The organism is Paraburkholderia sp. OAS925 (assembly GCF_040543975.1).
Taxonomy (GTDB): Bacteria; Pseudomonadota; Gammaproteobacteria; order Burkholderiales; family Burkholderiaceae; genus Paraburkholderia; species Paraburkholderia graminis.
On sequence record NZ_JBEUNO010000001.1, the window covers coordinates 546,018 to 564,150 of the forward strand.

13 protein-coding genes are annotated in these 18,133 nt (G+C 58.8%); all 13 read left to right on the forward strand.

Annotation, left to right across the window (positions count from 1 at the left end; genetic code table 11):
- Positions 1-10 precede the first annotated feature (10 nt).
- Positions 11-1,132: a hypothetical protein gene (locus ABIE53_RS02455; protein ID WP_192699962.1), complete on the forward strand. Its 1,122-nt coding sequence runs from the start codon at positions 11-13 to the stop codon at positions 1,130-1,132.
- Positions 1,116-2,417 (forward strand): nucleotide sugar dehydrogenase, encoded by a 1,302-nt coding sequence (locus tag ABIE53_RS02460; protein WP_192699963.1) that lies wholly within the window; start codon positions 1,116-1,118, stop codon positions 2,415-2,417. The genes ABIE53_RS02455 and ABIE53_RS02460 overlap by 17 nt, the downstream gene beginning before the upstream one ends.
- A complete protein-coding gene (locus tag ABIE53_RS02465) occupies positions 2,377-3,117 on the forward strand; it encodes a glycoside hydrolase family 16 protein (protein WP_376914532.1) in 741 nt (246 codons plus the stop codon). Before ABIE53_RS02460 ends, ABIE53_RS02465 begins: the two co-directional genes overlap by 41 nt.
- 50 nt (positions 3,118-3,167) lie before the next feature.
- Positions 3,168-3,506, forward strand: a complete 339-nt coding sequence (locus tag ABIE53_RS02470) for a glycosyltransferase family 2 protein (protein ID WP_376914534.1) — start codon at positions 3,168-3,170, stop codon at positions 3,504-3,506.
- A complete protein-coding gene (locus ABIE53_RS02475; RefSeq protein ID WP_376914536.1) occupies positions 3,503-4,333 on the forward strand; it encodes a glycosyltransferase in 831 nt (276 codons plus the stop codon). The genes ABIE53_RS02470 and ABIE53_RS02475 overlap by 4 nt, the downstream gene beginning before the upstream one ends.
- A gap of 904 nt (positions 4,334-5,237) precedes the next feature.
- Positions 5,238-6,146 carry an ATP-binding protein gene (locus ABIE53_RS02480; RefSeq protein ID WP_192699966.1) on the forward strand — a complete coding sequence of 303 codons (909 nt, stop codon included), beginning with the start codon at positions 5,238-5,240 and terminating at the stop codon, positions 6,144-6,146.
- A gap of 28 nt (positions 6,147-6,174) precedes the next feature.
- Positions 6,175-7,440 carry a hypothetical protein gene (locus ABIE53_RS02485; RefSeq protein WP_192699967.1) on the forward strand — a complete coding sequence of 422 codons (1,266 nt, stop codon included), beginning with the start codon at positions 6,175-6,177 and terminating at the stop codon, positions 7,438-7,440.
- Positions 7,440-9,359 (forward strand): hypothetical protein, encoded by a 1,920-nt coding sequence (locus ABIE53_RS02490; protein WP_192699968.1) that lies wholly within the window; start codon positions 7,440-7,442, stop codon positions 9,357-9,359. Before ABIE53_RS02485 ends, ABIE53_RS02490 begins: the two co-directional genes overlap by 1 nt.
- A 20-nt stretch (positions 9,360-9,379) precedes the next feature.
- The gene (locus tag ABIE53_RS02495; protein WP_376914539.1) at positions 9,380-9,988 is read left to right on the forward strand and encodes an OmpA/MotB family protein; all 609 of its coding nucleotides are present in this window, start codon (positions 9,380-9,382) and stop codon (positions 9,986-9,988) included.
- Between the two features lie 135 nt (positions 9,989-10,123).
- On the forward strand, positions 10,124-11,422 hold the full coding sequence (locus tag ABIE53_RS02500; protein ID WP_192699970.1) for a hypothetical protein: 1,299 nt from the start codon (positions 10,124-10,126) through the stop codon (positions 11,420-11,422).
- The gene (locus ABIE53_RS02505) at positions 11,419-13,083 is read left to right on the forward strand and encodes a phospholipase D-like domain-containing protein (RefSeq protein WP_376914541.1); all 1,665 of its coding nucleotides are present in this window, start codon (positions 11,419-11,421) and stop codon (positions 13,081-13,083) included. Before ABIE53_RS02500 ends, ABIE53_RS02505 begins: the two co-directional genes overlap by 4 nt.
- Positions 13,046-13,453 (forward strand): hypothetical protein, encoded by a 408-nt coding sequence (locus ABIE53_RS02510; RefSeq protein WP_376914543.1) that lies wholly within the window; start codon positions 13,046-13,048, stop codon positions 13,451-13,453. Before ABIE53_RS02505 ends, ABIE53_RS02510 begins: the two co-directional genes overlap by 38 nt.
- Positions 13,443-17,897, forward strand: a complete 4,455-nt coding sequence (locus tag ABIE53_RS02515) for a helicase-related protein (protein WP_192699972.1) — start codon at positions 13,443-13,445, stop codon at positions 17,895-17,897. The genes ABIE53_RS02510 and ABIE53_RS02515 overlap by 11 nt, the downstream gene beginning before the upstream one ends.
- The last annotated feature ends 236 nt before the right edge of the window (positions 17,898-18,133 follow it).

Sequence of the window (18,133 nt, forward strand, 5' to 3'; positions counted from 1 at the left end):
CGCACGCCGATTGAAGAATCTCTCCAGTAACAACATAGCCGAATTGATGTCATCCAAAATCAGAAGAGTGTTTGTATTCGCGCTGATCGGTACGCTGAACGCTGCCGCGGTTGCGCAAACTTCGTCGGAAGGCGAGAAGCAGGCCTATTGCCAGTACGTGAAGGACCAGGCGGACGCCGAACGCACGCTGGATTCCGGCGTTGAGGGCTTTGGCCGCCTAGGGCAATCGGACTCGAATCCGTCGCTAAAACAGGTCGTGGTCGGTCTGTCGAAAAGCCTGTCGAAAGATCTGCAGGGCAGGTCGGCCACACGGGCCGCGGAGCTGGAGTGCGAGTTGTACAGCCGTACGCTGAGTGTCGATCGCGTTGTCAAATATCGCATGCCTTCTATCGAAAAGCAGATTGCCGCTCAGCAGGCAGCGGATCTGAAGGACGTGCTCGATATCCTGAACGAAGAGATTACGTCGACAGAAAAGCGTCTGCGCACCGGCAACGGGACGTTGTCGGACATGCTTACGCTCAGGCAGCAGCGCGACCAGGTGAGCACGCAGTACGTTGCCGCGAGAACTGACGTGGCGTCGCAGCAGATTCCCGATGTTCCGCAAATTAATCTGAAGGAGGCGATGACGCAGATCGACGAATCGACGCTGGCCCTTCAGGACGAACTGAATCACAAGCAGAAGTTGCGGGCGTGGGATGTGTCGTTGATCGGTGGTGTGCAAAAGCCAATTTCGGGCGCACCGTTTAACACGTCGACGGGGTATCAGCCGTTCGTTTCTGTCACCTTCACCTATAACTTCAATGCGATGTCGTACGGCAGAAAGCTGGATAACGCGACGAATTCGCTGATGACGATGCGGCGACAGCTGAACGACGAGCTTGCACAAAAAGTCGACGGACTGCAAAAAAACATGGCCGATCTTTTGAGCGTGCAGAACGAGGTCCTGCCGCAACTGATCGATGAACAGGTCCGCCTGAGCGAAGAGTATGAGCGGCTGCGCAAGCTGGATTCGCCAGAAGCGTTAAGGATGAAATCGCAGGTCCGCGTCAGCCTCGCCATGGCTGCCATGAAAGTCCATCTGGCACGTCTGCAAATCACGCTACTTTCTCAGAACTATGCGCAAGATCAATAAGATTCTGGTTGTCGGACTGGGTTACGTTGGATGCCCGCTTGCATTGGAACTCTCCAAGCATTTCGATGTGACCGGCTACGATATCGATAGTAACCGGATAGACGAGTTGCTCGCTGGCCGCGATAGGACAGGCGAACTCGCAGAAGCCGATCTTCAGTCCGCGAACTGGCGGCTCGTGAGCGATGCACGTGAAGCCATGCGTGACACCGACCTCATCGTAGTCACCGTTCCCACGCCCGTCACGGACGCGAATGTGCCCGACCTCGGGCCCGTTATCGGTGCGACGAGGACGATCGCCGCGCATTTGAAAGCGGGCGCAACGGTTGTCTACGAGAGCACGGTGTATCCCGGCGTGACGGAGGACATCTGCGTGCCGCTGCTCGAGCATCGAGACGAGCTTTCGGGTGCGCGCCGGTTACAGCATGGTGTGGACTTCTGGGTGGCTTACTCGCCGGAACGCATCAATCCCGGCGACAAGGTTCATACGCTCACTTCCACCACAAAGATCGTGTCGGGCGATACGCCCGAAACGCTTGAGCTGGTCGACGGAATGTATTCGAAGATCACGACGACGTATCGCGCAGCGAGCATCAAGGTCGCGGAAGCAGCCAAGGTGATCGAAAACACCCAGCGGGACGTCAATATCGCGCTGATGAACGAGTTGTCGCAAATCTTTTCGCGGCTCGACGTCGACACGCATGACGCAATCGACGCCGCTGCGTCGAAATGGAATTTTCACCGGTATGTACCGGGATTTGTCGGTGGTCACTGCATTTCCGTCGACCCGTATTATCTGACGCACCGGTCCGCGCAGGTTGGCTACATACCATCGCTGATCCTTGCGGCGCGAGAAGTGAACGACAAGATGCCGGGCCTTCTCGCGGAAAAGACCTTGAAGGCGATGCGTCATCGCGGCTTGCCGCTCGATTCGAGAATCACCGTGCTGGGCATTACGTTCAAGGAGAACGTGCCCGACATTCGCAATTCGAAAGCGGTGGGACTCGTTCGGGAATTCATGAGCTGGGGCATCGACGTGCAGGTGATCGACCCTCTCGCTGACCCGAAAGAAGTCGAGCGGGAATACGGCATCAGGCTCACGAGTTTCGAGCGGCGCGAACCGGCTCGCGCCGTGGTGCTGACCGTCGCTCACACCGAATTCGTGTATGGCGGTTGGAACATGATTCTCCAACACATTCATCCGCGACATGGAGCCGTTGTCACAGACGTGAAGGGTGTGCTCGCCCGTGGCAGCGAACCGCACAATGTCACGCTGGTGCGAGCCTGAGCCTACGCAAGAGGTGAATCCGATGAAAAGGCTGTTGTGCGCGATCCTTGCGCTGCTCTGGGTGTCGGCGGCATCGGCGACAGGGATCGAGTGGGCGGGCTCCGAATGGCGCGTCAGGACGGGGGCGGGCAAGCCATGCGCTTCGGACCGATGGAATGCCGATGGCGCCTGGGTCGATCCGGACGGATGGTTGCATCTGAAGATCGCGCGCTTGCCGGACGGTCGGTTTGCCTGCGTCGAACTCGAGTCGACAAGACGATTCGGTTTTGGCCGGTACGGATTCGATGTTCGTGGCCCGATCGGCAGCGTCGATCCTGACGTCGTACTCGGCGTGTTCATGTATCCGCCCGCAGACGTGGGCCCGGACGGCACCAACGAGATCGACATCGAGATCGCGCGATGGGGCGAAGTGGATGCGCCGCAAGTCAACTACACGGTGTGGAATCGAAGCCATATCGGCAAACGTCATGCGGCGCTGAGCATGCCGAAACACATCACGCATTCGAGATTCGCCTTTAACTGGCAACGTGATTCAGTGAGCTGGGAGTCGCCTTTGCAGCAGGGCCGTGAAGTGAGCTTTCGAGGAGATATTGGCGATCGACCCCAGACGCTGGTGATCAACCTATGGCTATTCAAGCGGCCTTGCCCGCGAAGCCAGCAAGAGATCGAGTTCATGATCAAGTCTTTGAGGCCACTGTGACCGATATATTTGTTCAGTTGATTTTTGCGTTGCCGCTGATGGTGATGGTGATGAACTTCGGCGTGACGCTGATGTTGCGGTTCGGCGCGAAATCGACGTTTTTGGAAAAAAACTACGCTTTGCAGCCGCGAGTGAGCGTGCTTCTTCCTTGCTTCAATGAAGGAGAGCATGTGTTCCGGACGATAGAAAGCATTCTCGCGAGCGATTATCCGATGGAGAAGGTCGACGTCATCGCCGTCGACGACTGTTCCGCCGATGACACGTTCGAATGGATCGAACGCGCTGCGCGGCGCTGGAAGAACGTAAGGGCGTTCCGTAACCCGGTCAATTCCGGCAAGCACCAGACGCTCTCGCATGCCCTGTCGCATTCGTCTCGGGCGAGATATTGATCTGCATCGACTCCGATTGCATTTTCGACAGACGCGCCATCGCAGAACTTACCGCATGCTTCGTGGATGAGACGATCGGTGCAGTGGGAGGCCGGGTCGGTATAAGTAACGCGCGCGAAAACGTGTTGACTCAATGTCAGACGGTCGTTTACTACTACAGCTTCCAGATCATGAAGATGTTGCAGAACTGGACGCGAAACGTGATCTGTATCTCGGGGTGCCTGTTCGCGGTACGGCGCGAGCATTTCGAGGCCATCGAGGAGCAGGTGAAGCACCGGAACTGGTTTGGTGTCGGCGTGCGAGACGGCGAAGATCGCTACATGACGCACCTGCTGTTGCTGAAAGGCCTGAAGACCTATATCAACATCAGCGCGCAATGCTGGACAGCGGCACCGAACAACTTCAGGCAACTATTCATGCAGCAGCTGCGCTGGCGGCGCAGCGGTCTGCGCGATCTGTTCTGGACGGTGCGAAAGTTCTGGACAAATCTCGAAGTGCTGCATCCATTGACAGTCGTGAATCTCCTGATCCCGGGCGCACTGCAAGTGCTTTGGCCTGCAATGTGCATTTACGGTCTTGCGTCGGGTTGGCTTGCGGAAAATCTTCTGCGCGACATGCAGCTTTATTTCGGATTGTGGGTTGTAATCGGTTTGCTCTACAACCTGTACGTCCGGTGGCATAACCCTGAACAGAAAGTGAATCCATTGATCATCGGTGCGCTTGGGATGTGGTTTATCGCGGATTCTTTTCTGATTACCCTCGTTGCGCTCTGTACGTTCGACGTCGGGGAGTGGGGGACGCGGGGTACGTCGTCGAGAAAGGTTTGAGCGATACAAGGAATATTGTGCGGCTCGTTTCAGAAGGCGGACGCCGCTCATGCGGCGTCCGGGCTGGTCGCGGGTGCCTTGCACTCGATCAGCAGAAGTTTTCCCGTCGGTCAGAGCTCTCAACAGGACAAGAATCCGCTGGGGGACTGTGTCGCAAAAGAAGTTCGGGGCACAGCGGAACGAATCCGTTTCCATGGAACGTTTCCGTCACGGTACGAGCCTAGCTGCCATCACGTCGTGCGCGATGCCATCACTGGATCACCTCCGTCGATGACCAACTCTGGTATCAGACGTCGGAAGACGTGGCGAGTAAGTTGCGGCGAGGCGATCCGTAGACCCGAGAAGCGCTGGCCTGTCTCGAGACGCCGGCTGGGGCGCGGTCTGCGGACTCGAGGCAAACGCAGGACAGCGGTTCTCTTCGCGGTGACGGGCCGTGGCGATGGGAAAACTCGGGTCGTGTGCAGGATCGGCCTAAAAGGACCTGCAGATTACGGCTTGACCGGCGGCCCGAGAATGATGGATGTGTGCTGCTTCAGGAGCGCAGCGCTCACAGCCCAAGCCTAGAATTTGCCGCAGTGTCCAGATGGAGAGCACCGTCGGATTCCATTGGGACACGAAATATCTAGGTTACACCGTACGATGCGCTGCGTTCGTGTCGTCTTTCCCTTGAAGCAGCTCGGGCGCCGCCCGATCACGACGGCGACGCATTGTTCAATGCGAATCGCATAATTTCTGCCTCTGGATTGCAACCGGCGCGTGGGTAACGCCACGCACTTGGACGCTAACGCGCAGAATACTAAAGATCCGCTTAAGTCTGTCGATAACACCTATGTAACGGCGTCAGGCAAATACAGGAATTGCCGCATCCGCGTTGACGCTGATCAATTCGCGTATTCGACTATCTATGACCACTCACACCGCACTTGAGCCGGTGCCATCGTTCTCTTGCCGGGAAGCACGCTTCAAGCTGGATGACGATCTCATTCTGCCAGTTGATACACGTCTCGAACTCGAGGAGAGTCTCGCCAAAATACGCTTTCACCGAACGATCTATCTGGACTGGGGTTTCGGTGCAGTCGATCTGATGGGGCGCTCGACGATTCTGAATTTCTACGGGCCACCCGGCACTGGCAAGACGATGGCAGCCGATGCGCTCGCCGGCGTGCTCAACCTGCCGATTATCGAGATCAGCATAGCCGAGCTGGAGAGCAAGTTCATGGGCGAAACGGCGCGCAACATCCAGGCGGCCTTTGCAAGCGCGTATGAGGCGGGCGCGCTGCTCTTCTTCGACGAAGCCGACACGCTGCTCGGCAAGCGTCTGTCGTCGGTCACACAAGGTATCGACAACGAAGTGAACTCGATGCGCTCCACGCTTCTCATCGAACTCGAGCGCTTCGAAGGCGTCGTCGTCTTCGCGACCAATTTTGCGCGCAACTACGACGAGGCGTTTCTCGGGCGGATCACTCACCACGTTTCGTTCCGGCTCCCGGATCTCGATGCGCGTCGGAAGTTGTGGGCGCGCATGCTCGTTCCCGGCATCCCGCTCGGCGAGGCGCGCGACGCAATCATCGAAGAAGCCGCCGCGCTGTCCGATGGCTTCTCCGGCCGCGATATTCGCAACGCGATGCGGCTTGCATTACCCAAGGCGATTCTCGCCACGAATCACACGCGTCACGCTGCGCAACTGACGTCGGGCCACATCGCTTCGGCCATCGAGCAGATCCTCAATGCTCGCGCGAACGTCGCGTCTGGCGGCCATACGCTCGGGGCATCCACGCAGGCGGCGACCCGGCTGCTCGGCCTGAATTCATAGATCAAGTACATCATTCATCGGGGTAACCATGGGTTTGTTTTCCTTCGTAGGTTCCGCCTTTCGGGCAGCAAAGCACTTCGTCGTTAACGAAGTGATCAACCCGGTCATTCGCAAGGCCAAGGAAGTGACCGGCAAGGTCGTTATATTTCTCGCCGACGAGGCCGAGCACACCGTCGCCAAGATCAAGAAAGTCTGGACCGTGGTCAAGCCATGGCTCGTGAAGGCGCGCGATGTGGCTGCGGCGGCCGCTGCCACGATACCGTACCCTGAGATCAGGGCCGCCGCAGCCGCGGTTGCCAAGGTGCTCGATTTCGTGATCACCATCGACGAGCATCCGCTGGCCAAGCGCATTGCAGCCGCCATCGAATGGGTCATCAAGATGGCGAAGGAAGCGCGGCGACACTACCAGACGCAAGAAGAGGTCGATGCCGCGGAAGCATATAAGGAAGTGCTGGCGAAGGCTAAAGAAATGGCCCCAGAGGAATTACAGCGCGGCGTCAAGATTGCCGAGTTCATCAACAATTCCATTCTGCTGAGAACCCGCATCGACGAACTGCTCAACCACAGCGCGACCGAGGACGTAGACCACTACCTGCGCCTGAGAGCGGCGCAGCGCCTGCTCGCGAATGCCGAGAAGAAGATCCGCAAGCTCAGCGACATCGAGAAGATCAGCGACAACGATATGTTCCTCATTCAGGTCAGCACAAACCTGCTGGACCAGAATCCGAAGTTGAGCGATGTCGACGCCGCACGACTGGAGAGGATCTTGCAGAAGCGCTACGGCAAGCCGTTGATCGCGTTCGTGTTCGAGGAACTGGTGGTCGCGTGGGGCAACGACCTCAAAGCCGAGCGCGAACAGCAGACGGGCAAGGAAGCCACTCTGGCACAGAAGAAGATTCAGATGAAGAAGCTCGAACTCGCCGACAAGTTGAATCTTCTGGGCGAAGCCGAGAAGGTCACACTCAAATCGTTACAGGACCAGGTCAAACAGCTTGACGAAGAGATCAGCGAGGATCGAAGCAGGAACAGCGAGTTCCAGATTCTCATCCAGGCCTCGGAAGGCTTCCTGCAAATCATCGAAAAGGACGAGGCGACGCTTGAAGAAGAAGATCTCGCCTGGCTCGCCGAGAGCGCGGTGAGCGTCGGCAAGATGGTGATCACCTGTGTGCAGAGCAAGAAGCGCTTCAGCGATCTGCCCGAAGCAGAACTCTCCTTGATCAACGACTTTTCCAATATCTTCGCTGCGGCGAGCAAGGCCCGCACGGAGCAATTTGCTGTGATGGTGGCCGGCTGATGATTCAAGACATTTTCACGTTTCTGCTTCCTCGAGAAGAATTCCTACAGATCGTCTTTTCCTCGGTGATGGCGCTCCTGCTCGCCTTCACTATCGTCGGCGTCAGGCTCAGTGCCAATGAGCGTCGATGGGAGATGAACTGGCACCGCCGGACGGACACCGCAGAGACTGACGTGCTGGCCGCCGAATATGGATCGAGCCACGAATTGAGCGACATCGTCGCGACGCGGTGGGAGAAGCTCGCCGACATCATGCCGGGCATCCTGTTGATTCTTGGATTGCTCGGCACGTTCCTTGGTCTCGGTATCGCGCTGAACAAGGCGTCCTACATCCTGCAGCACTCGAGCGCGGGCAGCGTCTCGATGGACGGCACGATGGAAAACCTGAAGGGCATGATGGAGGGCCTCGGAACGAAGTTCAAGACGTCTACGTGGGGGATCATGGCCTTCCTCACCTTGAAGGCGTGGACCGTTGTCAACGGCTACGAAGACCGGCGTCTGCGCTGGTGCGTCGCGACGCTGAAGACCCACGCTGCGGAGGTTGCCCGTCTGCAAACGGAAGAAAAGGGGCGTGCCGAGAATCGCCTCGTGAGTACGCTGGAAAGTGTGGGCGAGCGCATCGTCACCGGTTTGAAGCAGACGGATGAGCAACGACGCGCGGAGTCTGCCGAACACACCGCACTGCTTCAGAGCCTGAAGGAAACAGCGAGTGCATGTGTTGCCGGGATTGCCACCACGCACGCGAAACTCGATGCGCAAACGCAGCAGCTTGGCGCAATCGTCGGCGAAGCGACGCGACGAGTAGCCGCTGTGATGCAGGACCATAACGGGCGACGTCAGACCGAATTCGCGGAGCATTCGCGGATGCTGCTGAGCCTGATCGACCTCTCGCGGGCGGGTGTTTCGGCGGTGGAAGATTCTTCGGCACGCATCGTCGCTGGGCTCGGTCACATGAATGAAGCGCAGCAACGCGCCGCCACGAAGCAGTCAGACCTGCTTCATAGCCTGAACGACGTATCGCGCGCAAGTGTCATGGCGACCGAGGCGATCCATGGAAGACTCGACGCCCAAACAGAGCAAATCAGCGCCGCGACCACGCACGCGGACCATACGCGCGCGGCTATTGAGGCCTTCGTGAAGGCCAATATCGAGAACATTGAACGCCTCGGCAAAGCGGGCGAGACGATGTCGACGGCAGCACAGGACATGTCCGGCAGCGCAGGCCAACTGCAGGTCGCCATTGGCGGGCTGCAAGAACAGTTGGTCTCGGTCCTCAGTGATGTGAAGGAAGGTCTCGCGAACAGCATCACTTCGATGAACGGCAGCTTCCACAGCAATCTCAATGAGATGAGCGCGAAGCTGGCCGCGGCGACGGATGGCATTCGCGACTCGGTCACTTCCTTGTCGAACAACGTGGATAAAACGCTCGACAGGATGGGCACGCAACTCGAAGCGGCAACCGACGGCATCCGCGATTCCGTCGTCTCGTTGTCGAGCAACGTGGACAAGACGCTCGGCAAGATGGGCGCACAACTGGAAACGGCAACGGATGGGATCAGGACGTCGGTCACTGAATTGTCGAGCTCGGTGGGCAAGACACTCGACAAGGTAAGCGATACCGTCGAGAGCGCCATCAATGATTCCACCAAATCGCAGGCCACTGCGTCCATTTCACTGGGAGCGCTGACTGACCAGTTGTCCCAATCCGTTGCCGAGTCCACTGAGATGATTAAAGATCTCACCAAGCCGATTGAACTGGGGTTGATCTCGGTGTCCGAAGGTAACGTCAGGATCAGCAAGATTTTCGAGGAAATCTCGCAACGCAGCGCCCCGGCGCCCAGGACCAAGGCGGCTCCCGAGCGTGCCCGGCGCAATTCGAAAACCACGCCCGAACGTACGCGACGCCCCAGCCTCTCATGAAAGAAAAGCCAAATGAATGGGTGTCGATTGCCGACCTGATGGCAGGCACGATGGCAGTAGTTATGCTCCTACTCGTCGTCGCCGTGCTGCAGAATCAGTACGCGGCTATCAAGCACAAACAGGAGCTTGCGCAAAGCGCCGTCACGAAGCAGCAGCGCGTCGGCATCATTCTCGCCGACATTAAACGCTCGTTCGACGAGCAAGGCGCGTCGAACCTTGTCTCCTTCGACATGCAGGCGAACAAGATGACGCTCAAGGACAACGTCTTCGCGCGGGGCAGCGCGTGCGTCACCAAGCAGGCGCAAACCGCGTTCGAGAGCGTCGAGCCCGAAATCGTCCGCTATCTGCAGCAGGCGCAAAGTGGGCAGATTGTCGTCGAAGGTTATACCGACAATCTACCCGTTGAAAAGCCTGTAGTCGATTTCGCCCGCTTTTGCACGGTGTATGACGACAACTACACACTGTCGGCGGCCCGCGCCCGCGAAGCGCGCAAGTTGTTGACGAGCACGCTTGATCCGGGTGCGGCAAGGCGCGTCATCGTGGCGGGGTTCGGAGACTCTCGTCCGTTGCCCGAAATCGATCCGGGTGACCCGCGGAATCGCCGGGTGGAAGTCAGCTTCGGCATGTAACCCACGTTAGCCAGTTAAGCCAAACATGCAGTTTCGCCTCCATGTAGTGGTGATTTCGGTTTGCCTACGTCTACTCGGCGACGCCAGCAGCCGTATCGATTGCCCCTTTTCCGCCACGAATCCGATCCCCTCTCGATGACTGAACTCGACCGCAGTACCGCCGCCGATGGCATCGCCATCGGCTTGCCTTACTTCACGGAACCCGATCCTGCGTTAAGCCGCTCGTCCGGCGGCCGCGATCCACTCGGGCTCTTGCCGGTGTGGAGCGCGTTCGGGCGAAAGTTGGTTCCTCACGTGGCGTCGCCTGTTGGGCAAGTCAACGGTATCAAGGCCGTCGTCCTGATTCAGTGGCTCGCGAATGAGCAAGAGAAGCTTCGGCCCCTACTGGCCGGCGACGACGCGGCCCGCAAGTTTTTCAGACTAATGGAAGGTCTTGTCGAATACTGGCTCTATCATAACGGTCGCCCTTACTGCTTTGGCAACAACACGCTCGCTGCCGAACAGAATAACTTTTATGTGACGACCAAGACCGGCAAGACCGTCGCGAATGGCCTGTACCAATACTACCGAGGTAGCAGTCGACGCGCCGGTCTGGTCGACGACAACTGGAACGTCGAGCCCGAAGTCTGCAAAGAGCTGAATCGTCACTGGACTCCGAAAGCCACCGATGAACTGCTCGGCGCGCTGACAGGCCCTCTCTCGAATGCGAAGACCGCTCTCGTGCCGGATCGCTACCTTGACGGCACAGCGCTGTCGAAGGCGCTCAATCGCATCTTCGACAACGGTACCCTCCTGCACACGCTGCAGGAGAGCCTGTTCGGTCAGGAATTCCAGCGAGCACTTGCGCGCGATTTTCTCGCGCTGAGACGATCATCGGAGATGGAGGGTTTGCGCTTCGAACAGCGTGTTCGCCGTCTTCAATCAGAAGAACTGGCGCACGACATCGACTGCGTGCTTCGCTGCGAGCCGTTCCTCCTGGTGATGCAGGACGTTTTCGACTTTCTGCGCGGATCGCCGGGCAAGAAACTTGAGCAACTTGCACGCGAACTCGAAGACGTGTTCTCTCAGATGCGCGAGCGTGCTGCGGCCTTCCAGTGGCTCGGAAGCGAGCTCGAAACACCTCGGATGAAGCAGATGCAGATGCTCGCCGACATCCTCGCAGCCAGCGCTCCCGCCGCGAATTCCGCCGCGCACCGCGCGTGTCTGATCGCTTTCACGTGCGAGCTGTTGGACTATCACAAGCGATGTATGACCGAGCGCGGGCGCGATCCGCTGGTGGTGATCGAAGGCGACGTCATCGTGCTGCCGGTCGTAGGCGACCGCGATCCGCAGGACGCGAAAAAGCGGCTCGTTGACGGCTTTCCGTGGATGAACGACTACTACCTCAACACCGCGTCTAATCTTTACGCGCAAGTTTTTGGAGAGCCGGCATGAGCGCAGCACCAGCCAGGATCGATCCCGTGATGCGCGGCACGCTCGAACATATTCGCGACCGCTTTTCAACGGGCCATCCTCGCTACGTCCTCTTCACGACATTTAACTTCGTGTCGCAGTTCTTCGAGGCAAATGTGTTGCCGCTGCTGGTAGGCGATACCGTCGATGAACTGAAAGGGACATCGGAAACGCGTTATGTGATCAACGAAGATCTGAGTGTCATCAAGTGTCTGGTTGCCTGCGATCGCTCGACGTGCCCGGAGCCGAAAGGCGATATGCGTTACGGTTTGCTGCCTGTCGGACTCCCCGAAGGTCGCTTCCATCCGAAGCTGATGCTGATGGCCGGCACGTTAAAGCAAACGCAGGAAAAGGGTTTGTGGCTGTCCGTTGGCAGCGGCAATCTCACGCTGTCCGGCTGGGCGGTGAATCGCGAGGTCGTTGGCATGACCGCCGTGGCACGCCAGCACGCCGATGAGTTGCGCCCTTTGCTCGCATGGCTCGCCAGCCAGGCGGAGGGCCACTTCGCATTTGCCGGTGGCCAACCGCACGAGGAAGAAGGCGATGTGCGCGCGATCCTCGCGGCGCTGCTCGAAGCGCTCTCCGACGTCAGCCAACTCGCGCCCGACACCGCAGACATGCCGACATTGCATCTGTCTCTGCCGTTTGAGCGCGATACGCGACACTCGTTGCTTAACACGTTAAAAGGACCGCGGCCGTGGCGCTCCGCGACAGTAGTATCTCCATACTGGAGCGGCGTCGAAACGCTCGTTCAAAAGCTCGGAGTCGAGGAATGCCTCTTCGTGCCGTCGCTCAATGCCGACGGCAGGTACCGGTTCCCAGTCGAAACGCTCAGCGCGTCGCCCGGTTATCTGCGTGGATTTCGCAAATTCAGCAAGGACGGCGAGCGCTACACGCACGCTAAAGCGCTGATGCTCGAAGACGCTAACAAAGCGCGCGTGCTGTGCATTGGCTCTGCAAACTTCACGCAGGCAGCGATGCTTGCGCCTCAAGGCCAGTCGCTCGCAAACGTCGAGGCGATGCTTCGTTACGACCTGAAGAATGCTCCCGATCTCTGGAATCACCGCTTTCAGCCGCTGGGCGAAGGCGAACTCACACCATCCGAGCCGGGACAAGACGAAGACAACGCGCCGCCTCTCCCGCCTTTCGATGCCATCGTGCTGTGTGACTGGAGGGCGCGCGTATTTTGCGCTCAGTTGACCATTACCAGCGACCAATCGATTAGCGATATCGTTCTGCGTGTCGATGGTTTCCAGCATCAGTTTGCCGTGACGCCGGCAGGCGAAACGCAGGCGATGCCGCCCCTGCCGTTCAAGGGCGCCCAGCCGGTGCGTTCGTTTTCCGTCTCATACACGTCTGGTAAAGATGGCACGGCGACGTTTCGAGGTCTCGTTACGCAGATGAACGCGTTGCCCGACGAACTCGGCTACCAGCCGCGTCCGCGCTTGAAGAAAGTTCTCGAACTCTTGCGCAGTCTCAATCCCGATGCCCCAGATAGCAAGACGCGTGAACGCGCTGCGCTTGGCCTTGGCGGTGGCGACGGCGAAGAGGGAACCGGCCGAGCCGACGTTCGATTTCTTCGGCCTGTTCCAAGGCACGTGGAAGTTGCTCGAGTACTACCAGAAGCCGCGCAGCGCTGGTAAGAAGCGCGATCCCTATGACAAGCAGGCGCCATATGGTGCGACGAATCTGTACCGCGCAATAACGCTACAACCTGCCACATCCCCCGAGGAAAAGATCGGCCGGTATATCCAGCTGACGGAAATGCGCGACGTCGTGGATCGACTGGATGCGACCGGACAGTATGTGTCAAGCCCGTCGTTCCGGAAGGATATCGACGAGAAGATCGACGAACTTCACGAAGACATGGTGTCACTGCTCAGCAACTCACCATCGTTCATCTCGATGTTCGGGACGCCGACGCCCGAGCGGGTCAAAGACTTCCTCGGTTGGTTCCACCACGAGATCAGCAAGGAGTTCAGTCAGGAAACCGGAGTAGCGCATGCCGAATAACAAAAACCTTATCCCTGCCCGATTGACTGCGGGAATGGTGCGGTCGTACATCGACTTCGACGGACACGATGCGGCACGCTCGGCGATGGTCAGTCTGCAGGCCAAGCTGCAAAGCCAAGGTGTCGCCGGACTCTGGCATCTTCTCGAGCACAGGGGTTTCGCCTATCTATCCGACGAAGTCGGCATGGGGAAAACGCGTCAGGCGATGGGCATAATCGCGACGCAATTCCTGCGCAAGCCGGATTCGCGGGTGGTAATCGTCTGTTCGAGCGCTACGCTGCAGCGCCAGTGGCAAAGCGAATGGTCGGAGTTCCTGCGCACCTGCTATACGCTGCTGGATGATCGGCTCCTCAGTTCCGCCGACGCCAGCCAGCTCGAGGAATTGCACTTCCACCACAACTTGCGCGATTTCATCAAAGCGATGCGGCTCGGTGATGCACGTATTCACTTGCTGCGGTATTCGTCTTTCAGCCGGCCGCTCACGCTCAAAGGCGCCAATCCCGAATCGATGTTGGCGGAATATGCGGCGCTCGTCGGCGTGGCGGACTCAGGGGAGCTGGATGAGGACGAAAAGGCAATCGCTGAAAGTTTCTTCGAGCGGTCGGATACGTGGAAGGAGGACGCGACACACGCGCTCGGCGCGGCTTACTGTCGACGCATTGGAGCGTTGCTGACCAACGGCACGACAATCGACGAAAACTGCGAACCGAGGCCGAACCAGCCACTCGACCTCGTAATCTTCGACGAAGCACAGTACCTGCGTCACACGGGTAACTATCAAAATCAGCACATCGCCCAGATCTTTCGGCGCCATGTCGACCGCTGGCTCTTCATGAGCGCCACGCCATTGCACTCCAGCACGCGCGATATCAGGAGCCTCGACACCTATTTATGCCGCAAGGTGTCTGTCGCTGAAGCCGGTGGTCGCGAGCGCGCCGTGCAAATCCCCCGCGACTGCGGAGATTGCGAACATCAGGCCAGATGCAGTCGCGTCACGTGGCAGCTCGATTCGCAGCCCGGCACCAAGCCCGACGTGGTGGAACTGCTCGGCCAGATGATGGTGCGTCGCACGCGCACCTATGCTGATAGCCAGAACAATCGTTACGGCAAAATCCAGTACCGGAAATACAAGCGCGTGCGGCATTCAGGCGCCGACGATCCGTTCCTCTCGCTGACCATGGCACTCGTCCAAAAGCAGCTGGTCGGCGCGCTTGCGGGCAAGCAGAACAGGTTCCGGCAGGGCGAGTGCGCGTCGTTCGAGTCGCTCTCGACGTCCGTTGGGCGGATCATCGGACGCAGGGCGGCTGCCGTGGCCTCCCCTGAGGCTGCGCGCGAGTATGAGGCGGCTCGCGACGGCAAGCAGGGCAAGCAGAACGACCAGCCGAACGTGGCGCTGGACCGGACCGTCATCGACGATCTGAATCACAGTTTCGTGAAAGCGATGACGCCCCAGAACCGCGCGCAACCGCTCGCATCTCAGTCTGTCGCGTTGCCTCACGCCAAGCTGAACCGCACCGCCGACGAACTCTTCGAGCACAGTCTGAAAGACGGTGGCAACGATAAGACGCTGGTGTTTGTCCGTCGCATCGACACAGTCGAGGAGATTCGCGATCTGCTGAACGTGCGGTTCCAGCAGCAGGTCGATCAGCGGATTGCCGTGTGGCGAGCCTTGCTCGTCAAACCGGATTTCGAGCAGCGGAGCAAGTCATTATGGGATTCGGGTGCGTCTTGGTGGAACCGAGTGGATGACTCAGGCGAGGTGATTGACGAGGACAGCATCGACATCCCCACGCAGTCGCTCGACGGTGACGAGGACGACGATTTCGGCGCTTCAGGCGTAACGGTCCGCGGTAGCCAGTTTCGCGATGCGGTCAGCCTGCCTTACTTCGAAGCGTTGAAACGGGCCTCGGGTATCAAGGAGCACCACGGGAAGCTGGTGTCATTCGGGTCGCGACTTCTGAGCGCGAAGGATCCATCGCAGAAGCCCCTGCGCGGATTTCTTTTGAAACGCCCGGAAAACAGCAATGACGAATCAGGCCATGCGCACGAAGCAATCTGGGTAAAGAACGGTGAACGCTGGCTGCGTTTCCTGGCGGCGATTCTGGGCGTAGAACGCGTGACCCAACTTCGCGCCGACAACACGCACGGGTGGCTTTTCGCAAACACTACGCATTCGTCGCCCGATGCGTGGAAGCTCGCCGCCTTGCAACTGTGCGTACTGCAGTCGATGCGGCAGACCGACTTCATTATCGATCTCTACATGCTCAACACGCACGTCTCGAACACACCTGACGGTGCAACCGAACTGCCCGACAAGCTGCTGTGGATGCTCGAGAACGCCCAGACGTCGGTATTGCATGGGCTGGCGACGTATATCGCCAACTGGAAGGAGAAGTTCCGGCGCTGGATCGAGCATTTCGACCTGATCGTCGATAAATGTTTGCGCGGCGGAACGGCGGTCGACTGGGAGCAAATTTGCCGCGAACGCGTTCACATGGCGTTTCGCCTGATGTCGCCGGTGATTGGACGATCGAGCCGGCTGGAAAACCAGAACGCCGTTACGCAGTTCAAGTTTCCCACTCACCCGAATGTACTTGTCTGCACGGACGTACTCAAGGAAGGCGTCGACATGCACCTCTTCTGCGACAACATCGTGCATTACGGTGTCGCGTGGACGTCGGGCGACCTTGAGCAGCGTATCGGACGGATCGACCGCCTCGGGAGCCTGATCGGGCGACGGATCGAAAAGTACGCGAGCGCGCAACCGGGCACAACTGAAGGGCTGCCTCGCCTCGGTGTGGCATTCCCGTATCTCGACGGTACACTTGACCGCTATCAGGTAGACCGCGTAATTAGGGGGAAGATCGCCAGCGACCTGCGGATGGATCTTGGCAAACGCAAGGAAGAAATCGGCGAACTCGATGTCAACTCGCTCGACGCCGATGATTCGATACTCGTCACGGCCGCGACGGGCGCGAAGAGTGGCGATGCAGTGTTCTATCCCGACAGCGCGATGTTTGTGCAGGACGGCGACGTGGCGGTGCCGATCGCCTTGCCGCGCGGGATCCGGCACAAGCACGCGGGCGAGACCGTGCGGCCAACGCAACTCGCCGACGAAACTTTGCCGGAATCGACCGTGTACCTGCCTGCGTTCGATAGCACGCGTGTGCGACGCGTGGTCACGAGCGGATCGAATGTCCTGCGGCTCTCGAGAGCGTCCGCGAAGGATCCGCAGATCCGGTGCACGGAAGAGGTTCTGGTTCCGTTCACTGCCGATCTGGCCGGATCTTCGGCCACGGCGCTACGCGACGGCGGTCCATGGGGCGTGCGTCACGTACCCGACAGCCGGTTCTCATTCGATCGTTCGCGCAACACGGTTGCGTGCGAGGTAGACGTGTCGTTCGCCTTCACCGCTGCTGGGAGCGTGGCCGGCAAGGTGCTGCTGGAGTCGATCGGCGGCGAGTTCTGGTTGCTGCGTGCAGCCGTATGCGCAACCGACGCGGTGCGCGAGATCCAAGATGGGAAAAACGTGCCGCGATGGCTTGCAGGGCAAAACGGCGAGCGGCGATGGGGTTATCTGATGGAGGACGCGGGCATCATCTGGTTCGCGGCCATGGTGCGCGAGGCCGGCGGCGCCGAGTGGCGTCTGCTCGCGCAACTCGCTGGGCACGCAGGACGGGTGGCATTTTTTTACCGAAGTCTGGTTACAAACGCGGCCGTGCATGTGGAGGCTACGTATCGGTCGCGGTGCGCTTTTCCCTCTGTTGATACGTTGAGCGCGGCCTATTCCGGCGGCGGTGACCTGCGCGTTTCGCGATTACTCAACAAAGCTAAAGGCGGTGACATCTCCAATATGAAACACGAAGATCTGATGGTTTGTGGACAGGTGCTTGCCGGGGTTCGGGCATGGTTTTCGGAGGCTTTCGACGCAGTTCTGGACGCGTTGTATGAGGAGGGCGGTGACTCTGCGGAGCGCCGACTGACCGTGACACCCCTTGAGTTTTTGGAAGGCGGTGTCCTGCGTTTGAGCACCAACGGAGCGGAGCATTTCCGCTTGCAGGCTTATCTGGACCTGAACGATGCAATTTCGGGGGGCAGCGTGTTTGCGGGACCCAAAATGTTGTGGGAACTAGCTGCAAGTCCAATTTCGAAAGGACAAAGACCGGTTTTGCCGTTATCGCAACTCCATGAGTTTCCCCACGTCTCGATGGACGCATGGGAAGGAGAGCATTCCGATGGGTGCAGTGCTTTCACCTGTAAAGGCGATAAGTACCGCTTCGTGGCGGTGTATCACGCACCGGGGTCGTGGGACAGCGCTCGGGCTGGACTGCTGGAGGCATGGCAAGTCGTTCGGATGAAGACGCAGGCGCTGGCCAACTTTCAAAAGAAGGCCTGTCGTGATGCGTTTGTAGAAGCAGTCGGTGCGGTGAAAGTGGATTTGTGAGCAGAGGAATTTGCAACATCGGGCCGTCGCACAGAAACAGGGTATAGCTGTGCGGCCACGCTTGTGGTGTCCGGATCCCTGGGCGCCGGCTTTCTTTTATCTGGGTTAGGAACGGCTCTTGTACGCTAATGTCAGGTCGTGCGCATGATACTTCGCAGTATGCGTGTGAGGCAGCCGGGGTCAGCACCTCCTCTCTGCGGCGAATCAGCACGCCGGCGGCACTCGAGCAAAATCAT

Excerpts from the sequence above, each read along its gene's own strand:
- ABIE53_RS02505 (WP_376914541.1), top strand. The coding sequence starts at position 11,419 with ATGAGCGCAGCACCAGCCAGGATCGATCCCGTGATGCGCGGCACGCTC.
- ABIE53_RS02485 (WP_192699967.1), top strand. The coding sequence starts at position 6,175 with ATGGGTTTGTTTTCCTTCGTAGGTTCCGCCTTTCGGGCAGCAAAGCAC.
- ABIE53_RS02490 (WP_192699968.1), top strand. The coding sequence starts at position 7,440 with ATGATTCAAGACATTTTCACGTTTCTGCTTCCTCGAGAAGAATTCCTA.
- ABIE53_RS02480 (WP_192699966.1), top strand. The coding sequence starts at position 5,238 with ATGACCACTCACACCGCACTTGAGCCGGTGCCATCGTTCTCTTGCCGG.
- ABIE53_RS02460 (WP_192699963.1), top strand. The coding sequence starts at position 1,116 with ATGCGCAAGATCAATAAGATTCTGGTTGTCGGACTGGGTTACGTTGGA.
- ABIE53_RS02515 (WP_192699972.1), top strand. The coding sequence starts at position 13,443 with ATGCCGAATAACAAAAACCTTATCCCTGCCCGATTGACTGCGGGAATG.
- ABIE53_RS02470 (WP_376914534.1), top strand. The coding sequence starts at position 3,168 with ATGAACTTCGGCGTGACGCTGATGTTGCGGTTCGGCGCGAAATCGACG.
- ABIE53_RS02500 (WP_192699970.1), top strand. The coding sequence starts at position 10,124 with ATGACTGAACTCGACCGCAGTACCGCCGCCGATGGCATCGCCATCGGC.